At 61.7% G+C, this 22,321-nt stretch carries 18 protein-coding genes; 4 read left to right on the top strand and 14 right to left on the bottom strand.

Annotated features, from left to right (window positions below; genetic code table 11):
* Window positions 1-21 precede the first annotated feature (21 nt).
* The 11 genes from FHX76_RS14265 to FHX76_RS14215 form a co-directional block, all read right to left on the bottom strand.
* Complete coding sequence (locus FHX76_RS14265) at window positions 22-486, bottom strand: hypothetical protein (protein ID WP_167151855.1); 465 nt, start codon at window positions 484-486, stop codon at window positions 22-24.
* 83 nt (window positions 487-569) lie between these two features.
* Window positions 570-1,550: a DNA topoisomerase IB gene (locus FHX76_RS14260; RefSeq protein WP_167151853.1), complete on the bottom strand. Its 981-nt coding sequence runs from the start codon at window positions 1,548-1,550 to the stop codon at window positions 570-572.
* A gap of 6 nt (window positions 1,551-1,556) precedes the next feature.
* Window positions 1,557-2,186 carry a dihydrofolate reductase family protein gene (locus FHX76_RS14255; RefSeq protein WP_167151851.1) on the bottom strand — a complete coding sequence of 210 codons (630 nt, stop codon included), beginning with the start codon at window positions 2,184-2,186 and terminating at the stop codon, window positions 1,557-1,559.
* A gap of 59 nt (window positions 2,187-2,245) precedes the next feature.
* The gene (locus FHX76_RS14250; protein ID WP_167151849.1) at window positions 2,246-3,721 is read right to left on the bottom strand and encodes a dihydrolipoyl dehydrogenase family protein; all 1,476 of its coding nucleotides are present in this window, start codon (window positions 3,719-3,721) and stop codon (window positions 2,246-2,248) included.
* Between the two features lie 150 nt (window positions 3,722-3,871).
* Window positions 3,872-4,555 carry a response regulator gene (locus FHX76_RS14245; protein ID WP_167151847.1) on the bottom strand — a complete coding sequence of 228 codons (684 nt, stop codon included), beginning with the start codon at window positions 4,553-4,555 and terminating at the stop codon, window positions 3,872-3,874.
* On the bottom strand, window positions 4,552-7,050 hold the full coding sequence (locus FHX76_RS14240) for an ATP-binding protein (protein ID WP_167151845.1): 2,499 nt from the start codon (window positions 7,048-7,050) through the stop codon (window positions 4,552-4,554). The genes FHX76_RS14245 and FHX76_RS14240 overlap by 4 nt, the downstream gene beginning before the upstream one ends.
* A gap of 3 nt (window positions 7,051-7,053) precedes the next feature.
* Window positions 7,054-7,683 (bottom strand): potassium-transporting ATPase subunit KdpC, encoded by a 630-nt coding sequence (kdpC, locus tag FHX76_RS14235; RefSeq protein ID WP_167151843.1) that lies wholly within the window; start codon window positions 7,681-7,683, stop codon window positions 7,054-7,056.
* A gap of 63 nt (window positions 7,684-7,746) precedes the next feature.
* Window positions 7,747-9,918 (bottom strand): potassium-transporting ATPase subunit KdpB, encoded by a 2,172-nt coding sequence (gene kdpB, locus FHX76_RS14230; RefSeq protein ID WP_167151841.1) that lies wholly within the window; start codon window positions 9,916-9,918, stop codon window positions 7,747-7,749.
* On the bottom strand, window positions 9,918-11,591 hold the full coding sequence (kdpA, locus tag FHX76_RS14225; protein ID WP_167151839.1) for a potassium-transporting ATPase subunit KdpA: 1,674 nt from the start codon (window positions 11,589-11,591) through the stop codon (window positions 9,918-9,920). Before kdpA ends, kdpB begins: the two co-directional genes overlap by 1 nt.
* Complete coding sequence (gene kdpF / locus FHX76_RS14220; RefSeq protein WP_167151837.1) at window positions 11,591-11,680, bottom strand: K(+)-transporting ATPase subunit F; 90 nt, start codon at window positions 11,678-11,680, stop codon at window positions 11,591-11,593. The genes kdpA and kdpF overlap by 1 nt, the downstream gene beginning before the upstream one ends.
* Before the next feature lie 264 nt (window positions 11,681-11,944).
* Complete coding sequence (locus FHX76_RS14215; protein WP_167151835.1) at window positions 11,945-12,313, bottom strand: META domain-containing protein; 369 nt, start codon at window positions 12,311-12,313, stop codon at window positions 11,945-11,947.
* Window positions 12,314-12,480: 167 nt separating this feature from the next.
* Between FHX76_RS14215 and FHX76_RS14210 the strand changes: the two genes are divergently transcribed.
* Entirely contained in the window at window positions 12,481-12,867 is a 387-nt protein-coding gene (locus FHX76_RS14210; RefSeq protein WP_167151833.1) for an SHOCT domain-containing protein, read from the top strand.
* 63 nt (window positions 12,868-12,930) lie between these two features.
* On the opposite strand, the gene FHX76_RS14205 is transcribed toward FHX76_RS14210, so the two are convergent.
* Window positions 12,931-14,037, bottom strand: coding sequence for an agmatine deiminase family protein (locus tag FHX76_RS14205; protein WP_167151831.1), 1,107 nt, complete (start codon window positions 14,035-14,037; stop codon window positions 12,931-12,933).
* Between the two features lie 186 nt (window positions 14,038-14,223).
* Here FHX76_RS14205 and FHX76_RS14200 point away from each other — a divergent pair, with 186 nt between their 5' ends.
* Window positions 14,224-15,378, top strand: coding sequence for a hypothetical protein (locus FHX76_RS14200; RefSeq protein ID WP_167151829.1), 1,155 nt, complete (start codon window positions 14,224-14,226; stop codon window positions 15,376-15,378).
* A 29-nt stretch (window positions 15,379-15,407) separates the two neighbouring features.
* Here the strand turns inward: FHX76_RS14200 and FHX76_RS14195 are convergent, their stop codons facing one another.
* Both FHX76_RS14195 and hrpA read right to left on the bottom strand, forming a co-directional pair.
* Complete coding sequence (locus FHX76_RS14195) at window positions 15,408-16,613, bottom strand: MFS transporter (RefSeq protein WP_167151827.1); 1,206 nt, start codon at window positions 16,611-16,613, stop codon at window positions 15,408-15,410.
* 68 nt (window positions 16,614-16,681) lie between these two features.
* Window positions 16,682-20,701 (bottom strand): ATP-dependent RNA helicase HrpA, encoded by a 4,020-nt coding sequence (gene hrpA / locus FHX76_RS14190; RefSeq protein ID WP_167151825.1) that lies wholly within the window; start codon window positions 20,699-20,701, stop codon window positions 16,682-16,684.
* 57 nt (window positions 20,702-20,758) lie between these two features.
* Here hrpA and FHX76_RS14185 point away from each other — a divergent pair, with 57 nt between their 5' ends.
* Together FHX76_RS14185 and FHX76_RS14180 are read left to right on the top strand one after the other, a co-directional pair.
* On the top strand, window positions 20,759-21,277 hold the full coding sequence (locus FHX76_RS14185) for a DinB family protein (RefSeq protein ID WP_167151823.1): 519 nt from the start codon (window positions 20,759-20,761) through the stop codon (window positions 21,275-21,277).
* A gap of 97 nt (window positions 21,278-21,374) precedes the next feature.
* On the top strand, window positions 21,375-22,211 hold the full coding sequence (locus FHX76_RS14180) for an aldo/keto reductase (RefSeq protein WP_167151821.1): 837 nt from the start codon (window positions 21,375-21,377) through the stop codon (window positions 22,209-22,211).
* The last annotated feature ends 110 nt before the right edge of the window (window positions 22,212-22,321 follow it).

Here is a 22,321-nt window from a genome sequence, read left to right as displayed (position 1 = left end):
CGGCTTGGTCACGAATGTGGGTTAGTCTGACTTGCCGAGCCGAACCGGTGACTCGGGGTCAACCCTGCCATCGAGCACTTCTGCCTGCTGGGCCGGTGAGGAGGCGACATCTTCGCCAAACTCGTCGAGCACATGACGGCCATCGGTCACGGTTGTCTGCTCGTCGCGTTCAATATTGATGGGCTCGTCAAAGTCTGCGTTTGGGTCGCGTTGCTGATCCCAACTCTCGTCGTCATCAGCGGTTGAATCGCTTTCGCCGGTCTCGATGCCAGCGTTGTTGTCGTCATCAGGATTATCGTTGTCGCCAAATCCATCAACAATCTCGAAGCCCTCAAGCGACTCAGCACCTCGAATCGCCTGGGATTCATCCTCAATCTCAATATCAAGATTGTCCTGGAGCTCTTCCGTGCGATCGACTTCGAGGGCTGCTTCAAGGTCGAGGTCGTAGTCTTCAATGCCGTCGAACCGGCTATTCTGGGCGTTCATAGCTGCCTCCTTATGTTGTCTACGTGCTCAATCTAGCGTCCTCTGCTCGTGAATGTCAGGGGTTGACAGCAGCGTCGGTTGGATTATGGTTGTGGCTGCACAAGCGCCCGAAGCCGCCGTTCTGGTGTGTCACGGGAGCCAGCACCGAGCGTCACCCCAAGGTGGTATTGGTCGATGACTCTGGGATCGACGTAGCTTGATCGCGCGACTGCTGGAGTATTTCCAAGGACCTCTGCGACCTCGCGGATGGCCTCGGTGATGGCCCGCTTGCTGTCGCGCTGCGAGGTTGGTGGCGGCGCGTTTGCGAGGCTTACTGCGGCTACGGTCGTACCGCGGAGTGTGCGAAAGTCTTTGGCGGTGAACTCGCCGCCCGTGCGTTCTCGAACATAGTCGTTGATTCGTTGCGGACTCAGGGCATGCCACTGTCCATTGTCGTAGAAGGCGAGGAGCCGCTCGGCTGGCCCCCGCCGTTTGAGCCGTGCAACAACCTTGGCGAGGTCGGTGTCGACGATCGTTGACTGCCACGATTGGCCGCTTTTGGCGGGAAAATTCAGCTCGACTGATGGTGCCGGTTGGGCGTGAACCGTTGCGTGCGAGCACAAGAGCGTGGCGAGGCCGTGGCTGTTGTTGGCATCGGCGTAGCGTTCACTGCCAACCCGGAGCGAGCCAAGATCTAACAGCCTGAAGGCTGCCGCGAGGGCGCGTTCCTCTGTCGGCTCCTGCGTGCGGAGGGCTATCGTGACGGCCCTGCGGGCGGGGCTGAGCGAGTCGGCAAGGTCGAGGATGCGGTCGAACTTTACTCGGTCGCTGTGCGCAGTCCATGCTGCGTGGTAAAGATACTGGCGTCGCCCGGCATCGTCGGTTCCGCAGGCCTGAATATGGCCGTTTGGATACGGCGAGATCCAGACGTCGCTCCAGGCTGGCGGGATCGCGAGCCGCTGGATGCGCTCTCTGGTTCGCAGATCGCTCACACGTTCGGAATCGGAGTCGTAGTAGCTGAATCCCCTGCCTGACCGACGGCGCCGCAACCCCTTACCGGTGACGAGGCTGCGGCGAAGTCGCACTGGGGCCTACGCCCAGTCGCGGGGTTGATCGAAGGTTGATGGGGTGAGCCCGCCGGATGCCGCAGGGCGAACCTGGTCTTCGTAGCGCACCTGGTAGGTGAGCACGGCGAACGACTCCCCAAACTGCGTAGCGCTGGTGAGCGCAAGGCTGCGGCCGGTGATGGCGCGAGGAAGGAGGGGAGCCCCGCCGCCAAGCGTGACGGAGGCCACGCTGAGAATGAGCTCGTTGAGTAGGCCAGCATCATAAAACTGCCCAGCCAGGTCGCCACCGCCAACGATCCACACGTTAGCCCCGCCTGCGGCGGCAAGCATCTCGGCGTGCACCGGCTCGACGGCACCGCGCACGAACCGAATATTGGCGCCCTCGACGACTGGAAGCGGACGCGACGTGAAGACCCACGTTGGCTGCTCGTATGGCCAGTCGGCCGGTTCTGCGGGGTCGGCGTTGATGTGGTGTTCGAGCATCCATTCGTAGGTGGTTGAACCCATGGCAACGGCACCAACCTGCGAGATGAATCGTGGGTACTCGCCCTCCATGCCTGGCGCGTTGTCGAGGGCTAAGAGCCAATCGAGTGAGTTATTCGAATCGGCGATATAGCCATCGATGCTGGTCGCGGTGTAAAACTGGGTACTCATGGGCATAACCTAACCTGAACTACTGACACTGGCGAAAAACAAAACCTCAAACCAAGGGGCTAGGCCGAGTCTCGGCCGAGTTCCTCAAGCAGACGAAGCCAGATCTCGCTCACGGTTGGGTAGCTTGGTACCGCGTGCCACAGCCGCTTGATGGGAACCTCGCCAACAACGGCAACGGTTGCCGCATGCAGCAGCTCGGCAACCTCAGGCCCAACAAACGTTGCGCCAACGATGACCCCGCGCTGCACATCAACCACAAAGCGGGCATGGCCGGCATAACCGTCTGCCTGCAGGCTGGCCCCGGCGACGTGGCCAAGCTCGTAATCGAGCGCGCGGATGTGCTGCGCATCCGAAGCCGCGTGTTCCGCCTCCTCAGCGGTGAGGCCGACCGAGGCAACCTCCGGTGAGGTGAACACGACCTGAGGAACCGCCGCGTGATCAGCGGTGGCCACGTGAGCGCCCCACGGCGCGTCATCCACTGGCCGGCCAAGCGCCCGAGCTGCGACGACATCGCCAGCGGCTCGGGCCTGATACTTTCCCTGGTGGGTCAGGAGGGCGCGGTGGTTCACATCGCCAACCGCGTATAGCCACTGACCGCTTACCCCTTCAACAAGCAAGGTATCGTCGACGGGCAGCCAATCGCCAGCGCTCAGGTGGACCGTTTCAAGGCCAAGATCCGTCGTGCGAGGGGATCGACCGGTCGCCACAAGAAGTTCATCGGCCACAACACTTGTGCCGTCGTCAAAGGTGACGGTCACTGGACCTGCTGGCCTGAGATCATTGGGTTGCTCGGTTTCGCGGGAAACAGAGACGGGAGAAGCGCCGACTCCAACATCCACACCAAGGTCACGAAGGCCCTGAGCAACGAGCTCGCCAGCAAATGCCTCTCGACCGCCAAGCAGCGCGCTGCGTGAACGAAGCGTGACGGCCGAGCCGAGGGACGCGTAAGCGGTGGCCATCTCAGCGGCAACTACGCCTCCGCCAATCACGAGCAATCGTTTTGGTACGTGGTGGGCGCTTGCTGCCTCCCTGCTGCTCCACGGGCGGGCGGCTGCCAGGCCCTCGACGTCGGGAAGATTCGCGGCGCTCCCCGTGCAGATCGCAACCGCATGCCGCGCCTCAACCTGTTCTTGAGTGCCATCGGTTTTGCTCACGACGACGCGCTTCTCGCCGTCGAGGCGTCCGTGACCCCTGATCAGGTGGATGCTGGCGGATTCTAACCAGCCGACCTGACCGTCATCGTGCCAGTCGCTTGCGAACGAATCACGCCGCTTGAGCACGGCATTTGCGTCGATTGTTCCAGCAACACCGAGGGCGTCTGCTGCTCGCCAGGCCGCCCCGGTGCGAAGGAGCGCTTTGGTTGGCATGCAGGCCCAGTATGAACATTCACCGCCAACAAGTTCGCTCTCAACGATGACAGCGGTGAGTCCTGCTTGGACGGCGCGATCAGCAACATTTTCACCGACAGGCCCCGCCCCAATAACAACGAGATCGTAGACGCGAGATGCGGCATTGGATGCGGTCGAGTCCGCCATGAGTTAGCCCCCTGTGGGCGGGGTAGGACGCCCGTTTGTATCCTATGACGTTGCGGTTCGGGCGACTACCCCTTGACAGGCGCAACCTGCGGGATCGACCTGCGTGTTGCGAGCGTTCCGGCGCGTGTGCGGAGGCGGTAAACGGCCGCGCTATGGCACGAAACGGTACCCCATTCCAGCCTCAGTGAGTAGGTAGCGTGGCCTAGAGGGTTCCGGCTCAAGCTTTTTACGGAGTTGGGCCAGGTAGAGGCGGATGTAGCCGCTATCGCCCGTGTGCGTCGGTCCCCAGACCTCTGCGAGCAGCGTTTCTCGCGGCACGAGTTTCCCAGGGTTTCGCAACAGCACCTCAAAAATGAGCCACTCGGTTGGGGTGAGGCGAACGGGAGTGGCTACGCCATCCACAAGTCGGGTGATCTGTTTTGCCGCGAGATCGACCGTCACCTCGCCAAACACGATTGAGGGGGCGTCCTCGGCAACGACCTGCCTGCGGGTCAGAGCACGGATGCGGGCCAGCAGCTCATCAATCGAGAACGGCTTTGTGACGTAGTCGTCCGCGCCGGCATCGAGCGCCTCAACCTTATCGGCCGCGCCGGTGCGGCCCGACACCACGAGTATCGGGATCTGGGTCCAGCCTCTGAGCCCTGCGATGACGTCGAGCCCATCGACGTTTGGCATACCGAGGTCGAGCATCACGAGGTCAGGGTGGTGCTCGATGGTCTTGTTAAGCGCCTCCGCACCATCGGCGGCCGTAATGATCGTATAACCACGGGCGCCGAGAGTGACCCGAAGCGCGCGAAGGATTTGGGGGTCGTCGTCTGCAATCAGAATCTTCATGCTGGTTCCTCCGGGGAATGCGGCGCTGTTGAGGGAAGGGTCACAACCATCGTGAGGCCACCCCCAGGGGTGTCATCGGCGTGAAGCGTGCCGCCCATTCCCTCGGTAAAGCCCTTTGAGAGGGCGAGCCCAAGCCCAAGGCCAGTGAGGTTATCGGTATCGCCAAGGCGTTGGAACGGAATAAAGACGTCGTCGCGGCGATCTTCAGGGATGCCAGGACCGTGATCCGCCACCCGAATCTCAACGTTGCCGGCAAACTCGCTTGCCGAAAGTCGAACCGGTCTGCCACCCGGCGTGTATCGCATGGCGTTGGACAGGAGATTGACGATGACCCGCTGCAGCAGGCCGGCATCCGCAACAACCTGGGCGAGCTCTGGTGACAGGCTGAGTTCTACTTCGTTTGGCCCGAGGCCGAGCTCGTCGAGTGCCGGAAGCACGACGTCTTCAACATCGATCGGGGTGAGCGAGACGGCGAGCACGCCGGCCTGCACCCGGCTGACATCGAGCAAGTTTGTCACGAGCTCCGAGAGCGATTCGAGGCTCTCCTCTGCCGTAGCGAGTAGCTCGTTTCTGTCGGCCTCCGACCACTCGATGTCTGTTGACCGAAGCCCGCTCACCGCGGCCGTTGCGGCCGTGAGTGGGCGGCGAAGGTCGTGGCCAACCGCGGCAAGGAGGGCACTGCGCATCCGGTCGTTCTCGGTGAGCGGGCCAACGGCCTCGGCTGTCTCGGCGAGATCGCTGTGCTCGAGCGCAGCATCAATCTGCGTGGTAATCACCGCAAGCAGGCGGCGCTCAGATGCCTCAAGGTCTTGACCGTAGAGTTCGAGTGTTGCGCGGGTGCCAACCGGTAGGGTGCTGCGAGTCTCTGCCCGCGAACAGTCGCCGTCTTCGTTGAGTACCTGCCCGTTGCTGAGTAGGCGCACACCCGTCAGAGAGAAGGCCTCGCGTGTGCGATTCACAAGGGCCTGGAGGGCATCCTGGCCTCGGAGCACGCTGCCAGCGACCGTGGCGAGCAGCTCAGATTCCGCCGCAGCCCTGACCGCAATGCGTGATCGTCTTGCAGCCTGGTCAACGACGTAGCTCACGAGCACGGCGTTGAGCATGTAGAGGGCGAGCGCGAAGAGGTGCAGCGGCTGGTCAATCGAGATAGTATGCATCGGCTCGATGATGAAGAAATCGAGTGTGATGCCTGACAATAGTGCGGCGAAGAGCGCGGGCCAAATCCCGCCAACCAGCGCGACCACAACAACGAGGAGCTGGTAGGTGAGCACATCACTCGTGATGGACTCCTCGGTGTGAAAATGCACGAGGAGCCAGGTCACAATTGGGCCGCCAATGATCGCAAGCGCAAAGCCAAAGATCCGTCGGCGCCACGTGAGCGCGCCAACAAGTCGGGGGAGTGCGAAGTGACCGCCAGCCGCCGCGTGGTTGACGATATGAACGTCGATATCGCCTGAGGCGCGCGTGACGGTTGTGCCGATTCCAGGGCCGGTGAGCGCGGCAAGCGGACGGCTCCTTCGGCTGACGCCAATGACAAGTTGCGTGGCGTTGGATGCGCGAGCAAACTCAACAAGCGCCTGCGGCACGTCGTCCCCAACTACTTGGTGATAGCTGCCACCCAGTTTCTCAACGAGCGCGCGCTGCTCGGCGAGGGCCCCAGGGTGTGGCTTGCGCAACCCATCCTGATTGGCGACGTGAACAGCGAGTAGCTCTCCGCCGGCGGAACGTGCCGCAATTCTTGCTCCGCGCCTGAGCAACGTTTCGCCCTCAGGACCGCCGGTGAGGGCAACAACGACGCGCTCGCGGGCTTCCCACTTGTTCTGGATGCCATGCTCAGCGCGGTAGGCCTTGAGCGCGCTATCCACCTCGTCGGCAAGCCAGAGCAAGGCAAGCTCGCGAAGCGCGGTGAGGTTGCCGAGGCGGAAGAAATTCGACAGGGCAGCATCGATGCGGGCAGCCGGGTACACATTTCCTTCTGCGAGCCGGTCTCTGAGCGATTGTGGGGCGAGATCAACAACCTCGATTTGATCCGCGGCCCGCAGAAACGCGTCGGGCACGGTTTCGCGCTGAGGAGCACCAGTGATCTGTTCCACCACATCGTTCAGCGACTCGATGTGCTGGATATTGATGGTCGACATGACGTTGATACCAGCATCAAGCAGCAGCTCGACGTCCTGCCAGCGTTTTTCGTTGGCAGAACCCGGCGCGTTATTGTGGGCAAGCTCGTCAACGAGGGCGACGTCAGGTTTACGGTCGAGGACGGCCGTGACATCCAATTCGGTGAGCTCAACGCCGCGGTGGTCTGTCGTGAGCCGAGGGATGACCTCAAGGCCCTCAACCATGCTGGCCGTTGCCGCACGGCCGTGGGTTTCGACGAGCGCAACCACAACATCCTTGCCCTCGTCGCGGAGACGCCGACCTTCTTCGAGCATCGTGAACGTTTTGCCAACGCCCGGTGCGGCCCCCAACAGCACCCTCAGTCGCCCACGACCCATGAGCTACCCATCCGTTTCTGCAAGCGCCTCGAGGGCGAGGTTCAGTTGAAGTACGTTGACGGTCGGTTCGCCGAGCATCCCGAGGTCACGTTCCTGAATTATAGACTCGACGAGGTTGTGAACGGTGGCGGCTGGCAGGCCGCGTGCTTCTGCGACACGATCAACCTGGAGGAGCGCGTACTCGGGGCTGATGTGTGGATCAAGGCCAGAGGATGACGCGGTCAGGGCATCAGCGGGAACGATCGACGGGTCAACCCCGTTGAATGCCGCGATATCCGCGCGACGTTCGGTGATCGCCGCAACGAGGTCCGGGTTGTTTGGGCCAAGATTGCTGCCGCTCGAAGCGGCCGCGTCGTAGCCGTTCTGATCAGCGCTTGTGGCGGCAGATGGGCGGGGCTGGAACCACTCAGGCAGGGGGTCGCCATCGGCGCCTGAGAACGACTGCCCGATGAGGGACGACCCAACCGCCGAACCATTCATCTCAACAAGAGAACCGTTTGCGCGGGCAGGCATCGCCACCTGGGCGATTGCGGTCACCACGAGTGGATAAGCGATACCGAGGGCGACGGTGAAGACAAGGAGTACCCGAAGGGCAACCCAGTACTGGCGAACGGTGGTACGTGCTGTGCTCATGATGAGCTACTTTCTGTGAGAAATTGACGGGGTGCTTGACCGGTTGGCCCGGCGGCCACCGCGTTAGAAGCCTGGAAGAAGGGAGACCAGTAGGTCGATAAGTTTGATCCCGATGAACGGGGCAATAATGCCGCCGAGACCGTAGACAAGGAGGTTGCGGCTCAGGATTTGCTGGGCGCCAGCCGGTCGATACGTGACTCCGCGGAGGGCGAGCGGAATGAGGACAACAATGATGATTGCGTTGAAGATGATCGCCGAGAGGATCGCCGAGGCCGGCGAATGCAGCTGCATGACGTTGAGCACCGCGAGCCCTGGGAAGACCGCAACAAACATCGCCGGGATGATCGCAAAGTACTTGGCGATGTCGTTGGCAATGGAGAACGTGGTGAGCGCGCCGCGCGTAATGAGCAGTTGCTTCCCGATGCGCACAATATCGATGAGTTTCGTCGGGTCGGAATCAAGATCGACCATATTGCCTGCCTCTTTTGCCGCAGACGTTCCAGTGTTCATCGCGACACCAACATCGGCTTGGGCGAGGGCAGGGGCATCGTTGGTGCCGTCGCCGGTCATGGCTACGAGGTTCCCGTTCGCTTGCTCCTGTTTGATGAGCTCAAGTTTGTCCTCTGGTGTCGCCTCGGCAAGAAAGTCGTCTACTCCAGCCTCTTCGGCGATGGCTGCCGCGGTGAGTGCGTTGTCTCCCGTGATCATGACCGTCCGAATCCCCATGGCCCGCAGCTCGTCAAAGCGCTCGCGGAGGCCGTCTTTCACGATGTCTTTCAGATAGACAACGCCAAGCACCCGCGGAGTTTCACCTGCGGGATGAACCGCAACAACAAGCGGCGTCCCGCCGAGCTGCGACACCCGTTCGACCTCAGCGGTGAGGTTGCTGGCGACCGATTCGCTGAGCGCTCCCGTTTCGCCAATCCACGAGAGCACGGCAGAGCCAGCGCCCTTCCTGATCACTCCTCCGTCCGGTAGGTTGAGCCCGCTCATCCGTGTCTGCGCGGTGAAAGGGACAATCTCCCCGTTCACCGTCGCCGGCTGCACAAACGTGGACGCCAGCGCGAGCTCAACGATCGATTTACCCTCCGGCGTCGGGTCGCTTAGCGAGGAGAGCGCGGCGGCCTCGACCAGTTCGGCGAGGTCAACTCCGTGAAGTGGAATGAACTCAGCGGCTCTGCGGTTTCCGTACGTGATGGTTCCGGTCTTGTCGAGGAGGAGCGTGGTCACATCGCCTGCGGCCTCGACCGCTCTACCAGACAGCGCGAGCACATTGCGCTGAACCAGCCGGTCCATTCCAGCAATGCCGATGGCAGAGAGCAGCGCTCCAATGGTGGTTGGGATGAGGCACACGAGCAGGGCGACGAGCACGGGAACACTCACCGAAGCATCCGAGAAGCGTGCCATCGGATTGAGCGTCAGCGTGACAACAAGGAACACAATCGACAGGCTTGCCAACAGGATGTTGAGGGCAATCTCGTTCGGAGTCTTTTGGCGGGAGGCTCCTTCGACGAGGCCAATCATGCGGTCAACAAAGGTTTCTCCCGGCTTGCTTGTGATGCGGATGACGACCCTGTCCGACAGCACGCGCGTTCCGCCGGTGACCGCAGAGCGGTCGCCGCCAGACTCACGGACAACCGGTGCTGACTCACCAGTAATGGCCGACTCGTCAACGGACGCAATGCCCCAGATGATGTCGCCGTCACCGGGAATGAGCTCGCCGGCCACAACAACCACAACGTCGCCGAGCGCAAGATCTGCGGATGACAGCGGCGCCGTGATCGCACTGAGTGCGGCAGGATCGTTTGACTCGTTGTAGCCAATGACCTGGTTGGCGAGGGTGCTGGTTCTGGTCTGCCTGAGGCTGTCTGCCTGCGCCTTCCCCCGGCCCTCTGCAACCGACTCAGCGAGGTTCGCAAAGAGCACGGTCAGCCAGAGCCACACCGCGATGAGCCAGGTAAACGCGCCAGGAATGGCTGACCCTCCCGATGTCTGAGGTTCGGCCATGAGCGGCTCGGCGATCGCAAGGACCGTCGTGAGCACCGCACCAACTTCGACAATGAGCATGACGGGGTTGTGCCACATCACCCGTGGGTCGAGCTTTCGGAACGCCCCAGGAAGGGCCTGTCGAAGCTGCGTCAAGCCAAAGCCCGTTGTGGGGCGGACACGTTGGTCGTGCGGCTCCGGTTCTGGTTCAGAGATTTCGGAATTGAAGTGTTCTACGAGGGTGGACATTACTGCAGGCCTTCCGCGAGTGGTCCGAGGGCAAGCACCGGAAAGTAGGTGAGTGCCGAAACGATGAGGGTGACTCCAACAAGCAGCCCAACAAACTGTGGGGTCTGCGTCGGAAGGGTGCCAACGGTTGGGGGCACCGTTGACTGCGAGGCGAGCGAGCCGGCGAGCGCCAGCGCAAGCGCGATGGGAATGAACCTGCCGAGGAGCATCGCGATGCTGAGCGCCGTGTTGAACCAGGTGGTGTCGGCGGTCAGTCCCGCAAAGGCCGAACCATTGTTATTGGCCGCCGAGGTGAATGCGTAGAGCACCTCAGAGAGTCCGTGCAGGCCGGGGTTGAGGATCGACGTGCCAACCACGCTCTCCCTGATCGCGGGGATTGCGAAGCTCAGCGCGGTTCCAAGCAGCACGAGGGTCGGGGTGACGAGGATGAACATGCTCGCGAGTTTCATTTCGCGAGGGCCCATCTTCTTGCCAAGGAACTCTGGCGTGCGGCCAACCAACAGACCTGCGATGAACACCGTAATGATGGCGAGCACGAGCATCCCATACAGGCCAGAGCCAACACCGCCTGGGGCAACTTCGCCAATCATCATGTTGATCATGGTGATGAGTCCGCCGAAGGCCGTGTTCGAGTCGTGCATTGAGTTCACCGCGCCCGTCGACGTGAGCGTGCTGGTGGCCCCGAAGAGGGTGGATGCTGCGATGCCGAACCGCTGCTCCTTTCCCTCCATTGCGCCGCCGGCCGCCTGCGGTGCTGCTCCGGCTCCTGACGCTTCTGCCCACGTCAGCAGGCTGAGCGAAACCACAAAGATGGTGGCCATCGCCGCCAAGACTGCGTAGCCCTGCTTGGTGCTGCCAACCATGCGGCCGAGGGCGCGCGGCAGGCTGAACGGGATGGCAAGCATGAGCACCACCTGCACGAGGTTGGTCCACGCCGTAGGGTTCTCGAAGGGATGCGACGAGTTGGCGTTAAAGAATCCTCCACCGTTGGTCCCGAGCAGTTTGATAGCTTCTTGAGACGCTGCTGGGCCGCCAGGAATTGACTGTGATCCGCCGGTGAGCGTTGTTACCTCAGTGAATCCGTTGAGATTCTGGATGACGCCGCCAGCGACGAGCACAACGGCCATGATCGCCGCGAGGGGGAGGAGCAGGCGGCTGATGCCACGGGTGAGATCAACCCAAAAATTCCCGATTGTTCCCGACGAGTGCCGCGCAAAACCACGAACCAGCGCGATGGCGACGGCGATTCCGACGGCGGCCGAGAGGAAGTTCTGTACCGCAAGCCCTAGCAGCTGAACCGAGTAACCCATGGTCACGTCGGGGGAGTATGACTGCCAGTTGGTGTTGGTGACAAACGAAACTGCGGTGTTGAACGCAAGCCCAGACGGCACAGCAGGCATCCCGAGAGACAGGGGGAGGATAGCCTGGGCCCGCTGGAGGGCGAAGAGCAACACAACGCTGAGTACAGAGAAGGCGAGCACGCTCCGCAGGTACAGCCGCCAGGTTTGCTCAGCGTCTGGGTTGACACCAACCAACCGGTACAAGCCGCGCTCAACGGCCAAGTGGCGGGTCGACTCATACACCCTTGCGATGTACTCACCGAGCGGTTTATAGACAAGAGCGAGGATGAGGGCAAGCGTCGCCGCCTGCAGAATCGCAAAACCGACGTTCACTAGAAACGCTCCGGCTTCACGAGGGCATACACAAGGTAGCCGATGGCGGCGACGGCCAAGACGACCGCGAGCACGTTGAAGAACATCATGAGTTAGTGACCCCCCTGGCGAGGGGCCGATGTTTTCGACGTGTGATACACGCGCTGAGGCACAGGAACTCCGTTTCGCCCCCGCGCCGCGCATCCGGATGATGCCTGTCTCTCGCGGGGTACAGAGCCGATTGAACACCCAAAAACGGGTATTGTGACGGCTCCTAACGGTTTCCTAACGGCCGCGCTCGCGAACCTAACGCAAACTCTGCGCCGACGGTTGGTTGAGGCTCCATGCGTCAGCCGTGGCCGGCCTCCGCCGAGCTAGGAGTCTTGGCGTTTGAGCGTGCCAATCGTGCTGCCATCCTCGCCGAGTACGGTGAGGGTTGAGCCAGAGATGGTTCCCTCAACGCCGTTGCTCAGCCAGGTGTCGACCCCGTCACAGGCCATTCGGGTTGAGGCGAGCTGGCCGAAGTCTACGCCAGAGTCGGTGCGCTCCCAGGAGCCCATGAGGGTGTTGCACCCGTCAAAGCCGCTGATCTTTCCGTCTTCTGCAAACGTGAGGAACGGCTTACTGCTCCCCTCTGGACCACCCCAGGTTCCCTCGATATCGGTATCGCTTTGGGCCCCTGAACATCCGGAAAGGATGAGGAGCGCGGAGGCGAATACGGCGGCAGTGGCGATGAGTTTCATGGGGGTAGGTTACTGCACCTTGCAGACGCAGTTCTAGCCTGCAGTTGCTTGACGATTCTTAACATAATTCACACACGGGACACTCAGGAACGCTACGCTAAAGAACATACCGAGTGTTCCCGACCGCGGGCCCCCCAGCACTCATATCATGAAAGGCGGCTGATCACATGTGGTCAAACGTTTGGGATTTTGTGTGGGTGTTCTTTTGGGCGTTCGCCTTCATCGCCTACCTGTTTGCGCTGTTTTCCGTCATCGGAGATCTCTTCCGCGACCGTGACCTCAACGGGTGGTGGAAGGCCGTATGGATCGTCTTCCTGATTTTCCTGCCCTTCCTCACGGTGTTGGTTTACCTCATCGCACGAGGACGCGGCATGGCAGAGCGCCAGCAGCGCGACGCAACGCAGGCGAAGCAGGCTGCTGACGAGTACATCCGCACGGTTGCAGGGCACAGCCCAGCAGACGAAATTGCGAAGGCAAAAGCGCTCCTTGAGGCCGGCTCCATCAGCCAGGCCGAATACGAGCAGCTGAAGGCTCACGCACTCGCCGCCCACTAAGCGATACACAACGACGGCCCGTTCCTCAGCAGAGGGGCGGGCCGTCGTCGTGTACGCAAGCTATTACTGTTGCTGTGACCGAGGCTGTGGCACAACAAGCGAACGCACGCCGCCACCCCGTGCGAAGAGGGGACGCGCATCCACCCGAACCACCTCCAGGCCGTAACGATCGGCAAGTATGGAGGCTGCAACGTCGTCGTTGGGGTCCCGATAGGTACCGAGCACTACGGCATCATTGGTGACGTAGTGGTTGACATAGCTGTATGAAACAAAACGATTGGTGTCGCGGAGTGTCTCTGGAGCAGGAAGCCAAACCAGCTCAAAGGGCTCGCCACCGCTATTTCTCGCAGTACTGAGCGTCTGGCGCAGCTGCTTGCTCACGAGGAAATCGGGATGCTGCGCGTCCCGCTGATCGTGAGCAAGGACGACGTTGCTGCTCGCGAACACCGCAAGGTCATCCACACGTGCTGCCTGCTCTCCCCGTGAAACCCTCGGTCCGCTCGTGAGCGGTTGGGGGAGCCAGACAGTGTGCTCCGTTCCGGTCACCTCGCGGAGTTGTTCTTCGAGGTGACGGCGTTTCTGGCCCGTCGACGATCCTTCGAGTCGTCTGCTGCGGAGCGCAAGTACCGTCGAGCTGCCGTTCGCGGCGAAACAGGAGGGCGAGGCTTGGAGCGGTGAAGAGACCCGCGTTGCCCTTGCCCATTCGCCGATGCGGCTTGCGATTTGCGTGTCACCAGCCGAATCGTATTGTCCTGCCCAGTCGACAGCGCCAAGGAGGTCATCGCCGTTGAGGACAAACGACGGTCCCGTCTCTCTGAGCCACGGAACGGTATGGGCACTCACGTACAGCGAGATGTCGCCTGCGAGGAGCCGCCTGGCCTTGGCCTCGTCGCCGGGGCGACAGACAACGCTCACCGGTTCGAACTCGGAGACGGCGTTGGCGACGGATGCCCAAGCGGCGCGACCCTCGTCAGCCATTCCTTCGGTACGGCCGAGGACCTCCCCATCCATCGGCCAAGCGAGCCATGATTGCTCATGCGGGTGTGTGTCGGATGGGAGAAACCAGCCGCCGCCAACAGCTGCTGGCGGCTGCTCTGTATCTTCCACAATGGAGACACCGGCCCTTGACGCGGCGGCACTCAACAGTTCAAACGGATCAAGCTGAGACATGAGGCCTTCTGGAATGGTTGTGCGCAACGATGGGTCATCACTTGAGACGGCGCTCTTCCGATCTTAACCAACCGAGCAGCGCTCTCGGAACTCATGGCTACAGCATGCCGGGCATCTTGGCAGTCCGAGTCAGATAAAGTGTCCTGTGGGGACACAACCGCCGATACACCACACGATGGAGATCTGATGGGAATATTCGATTCCGCGCGCAACCTCTTTTCTAAGGGAGAGCAGGGTGACGACGTTCGTGTTACCCAGCACGCACCCTCGGAAGAGTCAGCGCAGGAGCCCCAAACCCCGCCCGTTCCAGAACAGGGTGGCGAAGCCACCGCAAAGGTTCGGGAGTTTGCCGCCGAACTCGCTGAGACGACCCGCACGTTTGCCCACGACGTGATGGCCCACATCGACTCCGAGATCGCCGCGGCCGGCTCCGGCGCGCGCACCTACCGGTCGGCCGGCTCGGCTCCCGAACTGGTGTTTGCCGAAGAAGCGCTCGCCGAAGAAGAAGCTGCCGTCGAAACCGAGCTGGCCAGCGACGACAGCACCCCTGCCGACGCGGATCACGACCACGAGGCAGAGGCAGAGGCAGCGCTGGAGGCAGAGGTCGTTGAACCTCACAACCTCGCTGTAGACGACGTTGTCATTGACGCGGCCGTAGCTGATGACGATGCTGCAGCAGACGTATCTGACGACACCGTGCTGACCCCGATCGTTCGCGATGAGATTGCCTACGTGCCGGATGCTCCTGCCGAGGACGACGCAGAAGACACCGTTCTTCAGGGTGACGACATCGTTGTTGAGTTTGACGATTCGTCGAGCATGAGTGACAAAAAGCCGAACACCGCTGACCTCGACGAGGACCTCGAGGACACTGTGATCGTTGGAGAAGCGTTCCGCGACAACGGCGACACGGTCGATCTTTCAGGTCTGCGTCTCGCCGTCGAGATCCCAGAAGACATCGCGCCGGCCGCAGCGGATAACGCGGACACGCCCGACATCCTTGAGCTGCCGGACGAGCCGGCGCTGACCTTCGACCAGCTGCTTGGCGGAGTCAATACCCAGACGCAGCAGTTGAGCATCCCAACCGGCACGCCGGAGCCAGAAGACGGCCCAGACGACGAGACCCTGAACTGGGAGCTACCATCTGCAAACTCGTCAGCCGCACCGGCCGACAAGGTGACACACGAAGAACGCCCCGCTGCTGACGAGGTCTCGACGCAGAAAAAGGGCAAGTCGTCACGGAAGGCGAAGTCGTCAAAGCCGTCGAAGCAGGAACAGCCCTCGTCGGACGCTGCCGACGGCGACGACTTTGACAACCTGTTTGGCGACCTGCTGAAGTAGCCGCGAACGACAGAGCGTGTGCGCGTGAGCTAGCGCCCTTGAACGGGCACTGGCTCGGTGTCTGGGATCGGACTCGCATCGCGACCCCTGAGGTCTGGGCTCCATCGGCTGCCAATCGCTGCCGCGATAAAGCCGGCAACGGCAAAACCTGCCGCGGCGAGAAACGCTCCCGTTTCACCAACGCCGTCGATGAGGAAACCCGCGACAGCCGAACCAAGGGCTGCCCCGATAAGTTGGCCGGTTCCGACCCAGCCGTAGGCCTCAGCGGTCTCGCTGAACTTGACGGTTGCAGAGACCATCGCAAACAGAACGGCGAGCGCAGGCGCGATGCCAACGCCGGCAACAAAGAGCGCTGCGCCGAGCCACCAGATGTTGAGCCAGATCGAGGCGATGCCGAGGCCGCCGGCAACGATGAGCATCCGCTTCGCGAGCGACCAAGGGCTGATAGGAATGTGACCCATCGAGAGGCCGCCGATGAGCGAGCCGACCGAAAAAATCGCGAGCACAATGCCGGATTCGAGTCCGTGGTCGTAGAGCGCGACGACGCCTGCTTCGACCGCGGCACACGCGCCGACCAGCAGAAAACCAACAACCGTAGCAACCACAACGCTTGGGCGCGTGAGCACCGCACCCATTCGTCGCCGACTGCGCGGGATGCGCACCTGGCCAAGCTCAGGCAGCGAGATAAACCAGGAACCACCGGCAACCATCATGACGACCGCTGTCATGATGCCAGCGACCGTGCTGACCTGGGTTGAGATGAACACCGTTACGACGGGCCCGAGCACCCAAATGATTTCTTGGGCAGAGGCGTCGAGGCTGAAGAGCGGCGTGAGCTGGCGCGAGCTCACCATCTTTGGGTAGATGGTGCGAACGGCAGGCTGGATGGGCGGGGTCGAGAGACCGCCAATAAACGCAACCACCATGTACGCAACAACGGGAAGCTCAAACAACGCAACCGTGCTGAGCGCGAGCATACAGACCGCTGTGGTGAGGATGAGGACGCGGCGCATGCCCCAAATGCCCATCCAACGGCTCGTCAGCGGCCCCGAGATTGACTGGCCGATGCTGGCCGCCGCGAGCACAAGCCCGGCGGCGCCGTAGGAATCGTGTACCTGCTGCACGTGGAGGAGCAGTGCGAGCGAGAGCATGCCAAAGGGAAAGCGGGCGGTCAGCTGCGCGAGGATGATTCGGGCAACGCCGGGGCTTTTCAGAAGGTCTTGATAAGTGCTCACAGAACACCAATGCTAGCCGGTTAAGGCCGGTTGCCAACAGTCCAAATTGGCCCGTTTTTGCGGGATTTTTACGCGAGTTCGCCGAGCGCCTTTGTGATGCGTTGTGCCGACACCGGTCCTGCGGTCTTGAGGTGCTGCGCAAACAGGCTCACGCGGAGTTCTTCGAGCATCCAGCGCACCCTGGTGAGGGCCTCGGGGGCATCCTCGGCAGGGGGCAACTGCCCACCTGCGGAACGGTACTTTTCGGTGAGGTTCTGCACCTCGGTCATCCAGACCCGGTCCCGACCGGGATTCTCTGCGAGCTTCTCGATGCGGGCGGTTACCGCTTGCGCGTAGACGGTGAGCCGTGGCAACTGATCAAGCCCCGTGCGCGAGATGAAGCCGTCGAAGACGAGGGCGCCAAGTTGATCTCGCGCGTCGGTGAGCGCGGGCAAAAGCGTGATTGCCGTGTTGCGCTCGATGCTTCGATTGGCGTCTCGCACCGCTCCGAGCACGGCGGCTACGGTTGCAACGGCACGATACGAGGCATCAATGAGGCGGGATGAGAACGCATCTCGTGCTTCAGCAAAGCGCTGCTCCGTCCAGATCAGCCCGTCGGTCTCGGCGTATTCGGCCAGCACGCTGTCGGCGACGGCGAGGCAGACGTCGTCCATAACCGCCGTGATGCCTCGGTACGGCCCTGCCGAGAGGAGCAGCTTTTCGTTTTGGTTGAGATGTTCCTTGAGGTATGAGACGGGGGAGGGCGTGCTGAGCACGAGCAGCCGTCTCAGGCCGCGCCTGCTCACGATTGCCTGCTCTTCAGGGGTGGTGACGAGACGCACGTCAACGGCGGAAATCGTGTCAACGATCGCCGGGTACGCGCGAACCATGCCGCCGCCGTGCTTTGATTCAACGTAGCGCTCAAGGGTGCCAAACGACCACGCGGTCGCGCCGGTCTGTTCTATCTTGTGCGGGGGAGCGGATGCCGCCGCCACTGCCCCAGCCTGGCTATGCTTCGTCTGCTTGCCCTTCGCCCCAACAACGTGGGCGATGCTTTCGCGGGATTTTTCTGCGTGGACCGACTGCAGCTCGGAGAGATCCTTGCCCTGCGCAACCGTCCGGCCCCTGTGATCAACAACCCTGAACGACGGACGAAGATGGTCTGGGATGCGGTCAAGATCAAAGTCCGCCGCGGTTACTGGAACACTCGTTGCGCGGCGGATTTCGGCCGCGAGCTGCTCGGTGAGCGAGCCGCCGGAACCTTCGCCGTTGGCTTCCGTCTCTCCGATGCGTTCGAGTAGGCGTTGGGCCCAGTCGGCAGCGGGAACAACGTTGCGCCTGATCGCCTTTGGCAGCGATTTGATGAGGGCGGTCACGAGGTCTTTCCGGAGACCGGGTACGAGCCGCTGGAAGTCGCCGCCGTCAACTCGGGGCAGCAGCGGGAGGGGGACGGTGACGGTGACCCCATCATCCTCGGCCCCCGGCTCAAACCGATAGCTGAGGGAGAGCGTTTGGTCGCCCTGCCGCCACTGTTTCGGGAACTCGTGCTCGCTGACTTCTGGCGCCTCGTCATCCTCAAGGAGGTCCTCGCGGCGCATCGTGAGCAACTCGGGGCTGTCCCTGCGGGTCTTTCGCCACCAGCCCTCAAAACTGCGGGTAGAGACAACATCGGCGGGAACGCGCTCGTCGTAGAACTGGTACACGGCTTCGTCGCCGAGCAGGATGTCGCGGCGGCGCGAGCGCTCTTCGAGCTGCTCCAGCTCGTGGCGCAGCCGCCGGTTCGCCTTATCAAACGCCTGAGGCGAATCCCACTCTCCCTCAACGAGCGCGTGGCGGATGAAGAGTTCCCTGGCATGCGCTTCGTCAAAGCGCGCATACTGAACCCGGCGGCGCTCGACGAGGGGAACTCCAAAGAGCGTCACGCGCTCATAGGCAACTGCGGCGCCCTGCTTTTTCTCCCAGTGTGGTTCGCCGATGCTCCGCTTCACCAGCGGACCGGCGAGCTCCTCTGCCCAAGCCGTGTCGATTGCCGCGTTGCTGCGTGCGAACAGGCGTGACGTCTCAACAAACTCAACGGCCATGAGCGCGTGTGGCGGTTTCTTGGCGAGCGCAGAGCCTGGGAAAATGACAAATTTTGCGTTGCGAGAGCCGAGGTATTCGGCGGAGGTCCGTTTGCCTCTACTGTCGCGCCCAGCATCCTTCGAAGTGGTCGCCGGGCCAGACTTTCGAGTGTCCTGCACACCGAGATGTGACAGCAGCCCGGAAAGGAGCGAGCGGTGGATGCCATCTGGATCGATGGTTGGCTCGCCAACGTCAAGTTTGAGTGGCCTGGCCGCTTGTTTGAGCTGGCGGAACAGGTCTCCCCATTCGCGTACGCGCAAGAAGTTGAGATATTCGGCCTTGCACAGCCGTCGGAAGGCGCTCGACGAGAGTTCTGCGCGTTTCTCTTCGAGATAGTTCCAGAGATTGAGCAAGGTAAGGAAATCGCTCGTTTGATCGACAAAACGCTTGTGTTGGGCATCCGCCAGCTCGCGTTTTTCGGTTGGACGTTCGCGAACATCCTGGATCGTGAGGCCAGCAACAATAGCGAGCACCTCGCGAGAGACCCCGTGCCGTTTTGACTCGATGACCATCCTCGCAAAGCGCGGCTCGATGGGCAGCCTGGCAAGATCGCGGCCGATCTTGGTGAGGGCGAGGTTGCCTGTCGCCTGACCGCCACCTGCTGTCTGAGTTTTTTCGGTTCGAGCGGAGTCGCCAGATTGCGGGCCGGCACCCTTGCCCTTAATCGCGCCGAGCTCGCTCAGCAGATCGAGGCCGTCCTTAATGCCTCGTGAGTCAGGCGGGGTGAGAAACGGGAACTTCTCGATATCGCCGAGGCCAAGCGAAATCATCTGCAGGATGACGGAGGCCAGCCCGGTGCGCAAGACCTCTGGCTCGGTGAACTCAGGGCGTTTGAGGAAGTCCTCTTCTGAGTACAAACGGATCGCGATACCTGGGCTTGTGCGCCCAGAACGCCCAGAGCGTTGGTTCGCTGACGCCTGCGAGATCGCCTCGATGGGTAGGCGCTGCACCTTCGACCGCGCGCTATAGCGCGAGATGCGCGCGGTTCCCGCATCAATGACGTAGCGGATGCCAGGAACCGTCAGGCTCGTCTCCGCGACGTTGGTCGCGAGTACAATCCGTCGTGTGGTGCCAGGGGCCCGTTTTGATTCAAAGACGCGGTGCTGCTCAGCACTCGAGAGTCGACCGTAGAGCGGAAGGACTTCGGTGCCCTGCGGCAGGCGGTGCGAGCGGATGCGACCCTCGATTGCGTCTGCAGCGTCCCGAATCTCGCTCTCTCCGCTCAGGAAGACAAGCACGTCGCCCGCGGATTCCCGTGACAACTCGTCGAGGGCGTCACCGATCGCGTCGAACAGGTCGCGTTCGACGGGCTCCTGCTGCTTACCGGGTGCCTTCGGCCTCGCGCCCTGACCGGACGACGGGGCTTTGGTCTCCGCTTCGTCATCAATCTCTTCGACGAGCGGACGGTAGCGGACATCGACGGGGAAGGTTCGACCCGATACCTCGATGATTGGCGCGCCGCTGAAATGCTTCGAGAAACTCTCTGGATCGATTGTTGCCGACGTGATAATGAGTTTGAGATCTGGCCTTCTGGGGAGCAGCGTCTTGAGGTAGCCAAGCAGGAAATCGATGTTGAGGCTGCGTTCATGAGCCTCGTCGATGATAATGGTGTCGTAGGCGCTCAACTCGCGATCCCTGTGGATCTCGTTGAGCAAGATACCGTCGGTCATCACCTTAATTTGGGTGTTGGCGCTTGACTGATCGGTGAAGCGAACCTGGTAACCGACACGGCCGCCAAGCTCGTCGCCAAGTTCTTCTGCGATGCGCTCTGCGATTGTTCGAGCCGCGATGCGTCGCGGCTGGGTGTGCCCGATGCGGGTGCGGCCGAGGCTCAGCGCAATCTTTGGCAGCTGGGTCGTTTTTCCTGAGCCGGTCTCGCCCGCGACAATAACCACCTGATTGTCTCGGATGGCCTCTGCGATTTCTTCGCGAAGCTGGCTGACCGGGAGTTCTGGTGGGAAGGTGATGGTGGGATCGTCTGTGCGCATGGCCCTTCTATCGTAGGAGAGAACCGCGGGCTTGTGTGCCGGTGTTACTGTTCTGCCATGGGAATCGAACCGGATAACAAAGACTGGACCTGGGTCATTACCGAGCCGTGCGGCGAGTGTGGGCTCGACGCCGCCTCGCTCGCGTATGAGGATATTCCGGCCAGCATCCTTGACACGATCACGCCGTGGGACGCGGTGCTTGCCTCGCCGGCGGTGCGTGACCGGCCCAACGCATCCACCTGGTCGCCCCTTGAATATGCGGCTCATGTGCGCGACGTGCACCGCATATTTGCGCAGCGCCTTGCGCTCATGATTGCGGAAGACGAACCCACATTTGCCAACTGGAATCCGGACGAGACCGCCGAGTCGGAGCGGTATGCAGAACAGGAACCCGCCGTTGTTCTTGCCGAGCTTTCGACGGCAGGACGGGCGGCGGCCGAGGCCTTTGCCAAGGTTCCGGAAGAAGACAGGGGGCGAAAGGGATTCCGCAGCAACGGTTCGGTGTTCACCGTTGACACGCTCGCTCGGTACTACCTCCATGACGCTGTCCATCACGTGCATGACGTTGCGCCGTAGGGATGCCGTCGGCGGATGATGACCGCGTGTTCGTTCCTCGCTTCATTCGGAGAAACAATCTTCCTGTCCGTCGGACCCTCGGCGTAGGCTGTGGCCCATGGCAAACAATACAATCCCCACAATTGAACTGAACAACGGCACGCACATTCCTCAGCTCGGCTTTGGTGTGTTTTTGGTCGATCCCCCCGAAGCAGAGCGTGTGGTCACCGATGCCCTCGAAGTTGGCTACCGCCACATCGACACGGCGGCGATCTACAAGAATGAAGAAGGCGTCGGGCGGGCAATCGCAACGTCCGGCCTCAACCGCGAAGACCTGTTCATCACCACAAAGCTGTGGAACAGCGAACAGGGCTCCGACACGGCTCTGCCAGCATTCGAAACGAGCCTTGACAAGCTCGGGCTTGACTATGTTGATCTGTACCTCATCCACTGGCCTGCGCCAAAGAACGGCAAATTTGTTGAATCATGGAAGGTGCTTGAGCGCATTCAGGCATCGGGTCGGGCAAAGGCTATTGGCGTATCCAACTTTCTGGTGCCACACCTTGAGCAATTGATCGCCGAGACCGAGGTTGTTCCTGCGGTCAACCAGATTGAGCTCCACCCGTACCACCAACGCCGCGATATCGTGGAGTTTGGCCGGGCAAATGGCATCCACACCGAGGCATGGGGCCCGCTCTCGCAGGGCAAATCCGACCTCCTTCTTGACCCAGTTGTTGTTGCTGCGGCCGAGGCTCACGGCAAATCAGCGGCCCAGGTGGTGCTGCGTTGGCACCTCCAGCAGGGCAACATCATCTTCCCGAAGACAACCCGTCGTGAACGCGCCATTGAGAACATTGACCTGTTCGACTTTGAGCTCAGCGACGCCGAGCAGCAGGCGATCACCGACCTCGAACGTGGCCTGCGTCTTGGGGCGGACCCGCTTGAGCTGAACTAAGCCGCATTTGGCCGCATGTTGCGCGGCAACCCGGCGACCCCGTCCAAGCTTGGGCGGGGTCGTTTGCGTGCTGCATGCGGGGGAGGGATATTGGCGGGGCGTTCCCTGAG

The sequence above is a fragment of the Lysinibacter cavernae genome, from assembly GCF_011758565.1.
GTDB classification, from domain to species: Bacteria; Actinomycetota; Actinomycetes; order Actinomycetales; family Microbacteriaceae; genus Lysinibacter; species Lysinibacter cavernae.
The sequence above is the reverse complement of the archived record's forward strand: the minus strand, read 5'-3'. Positions and strand labels throughout refer to the sequence as shown.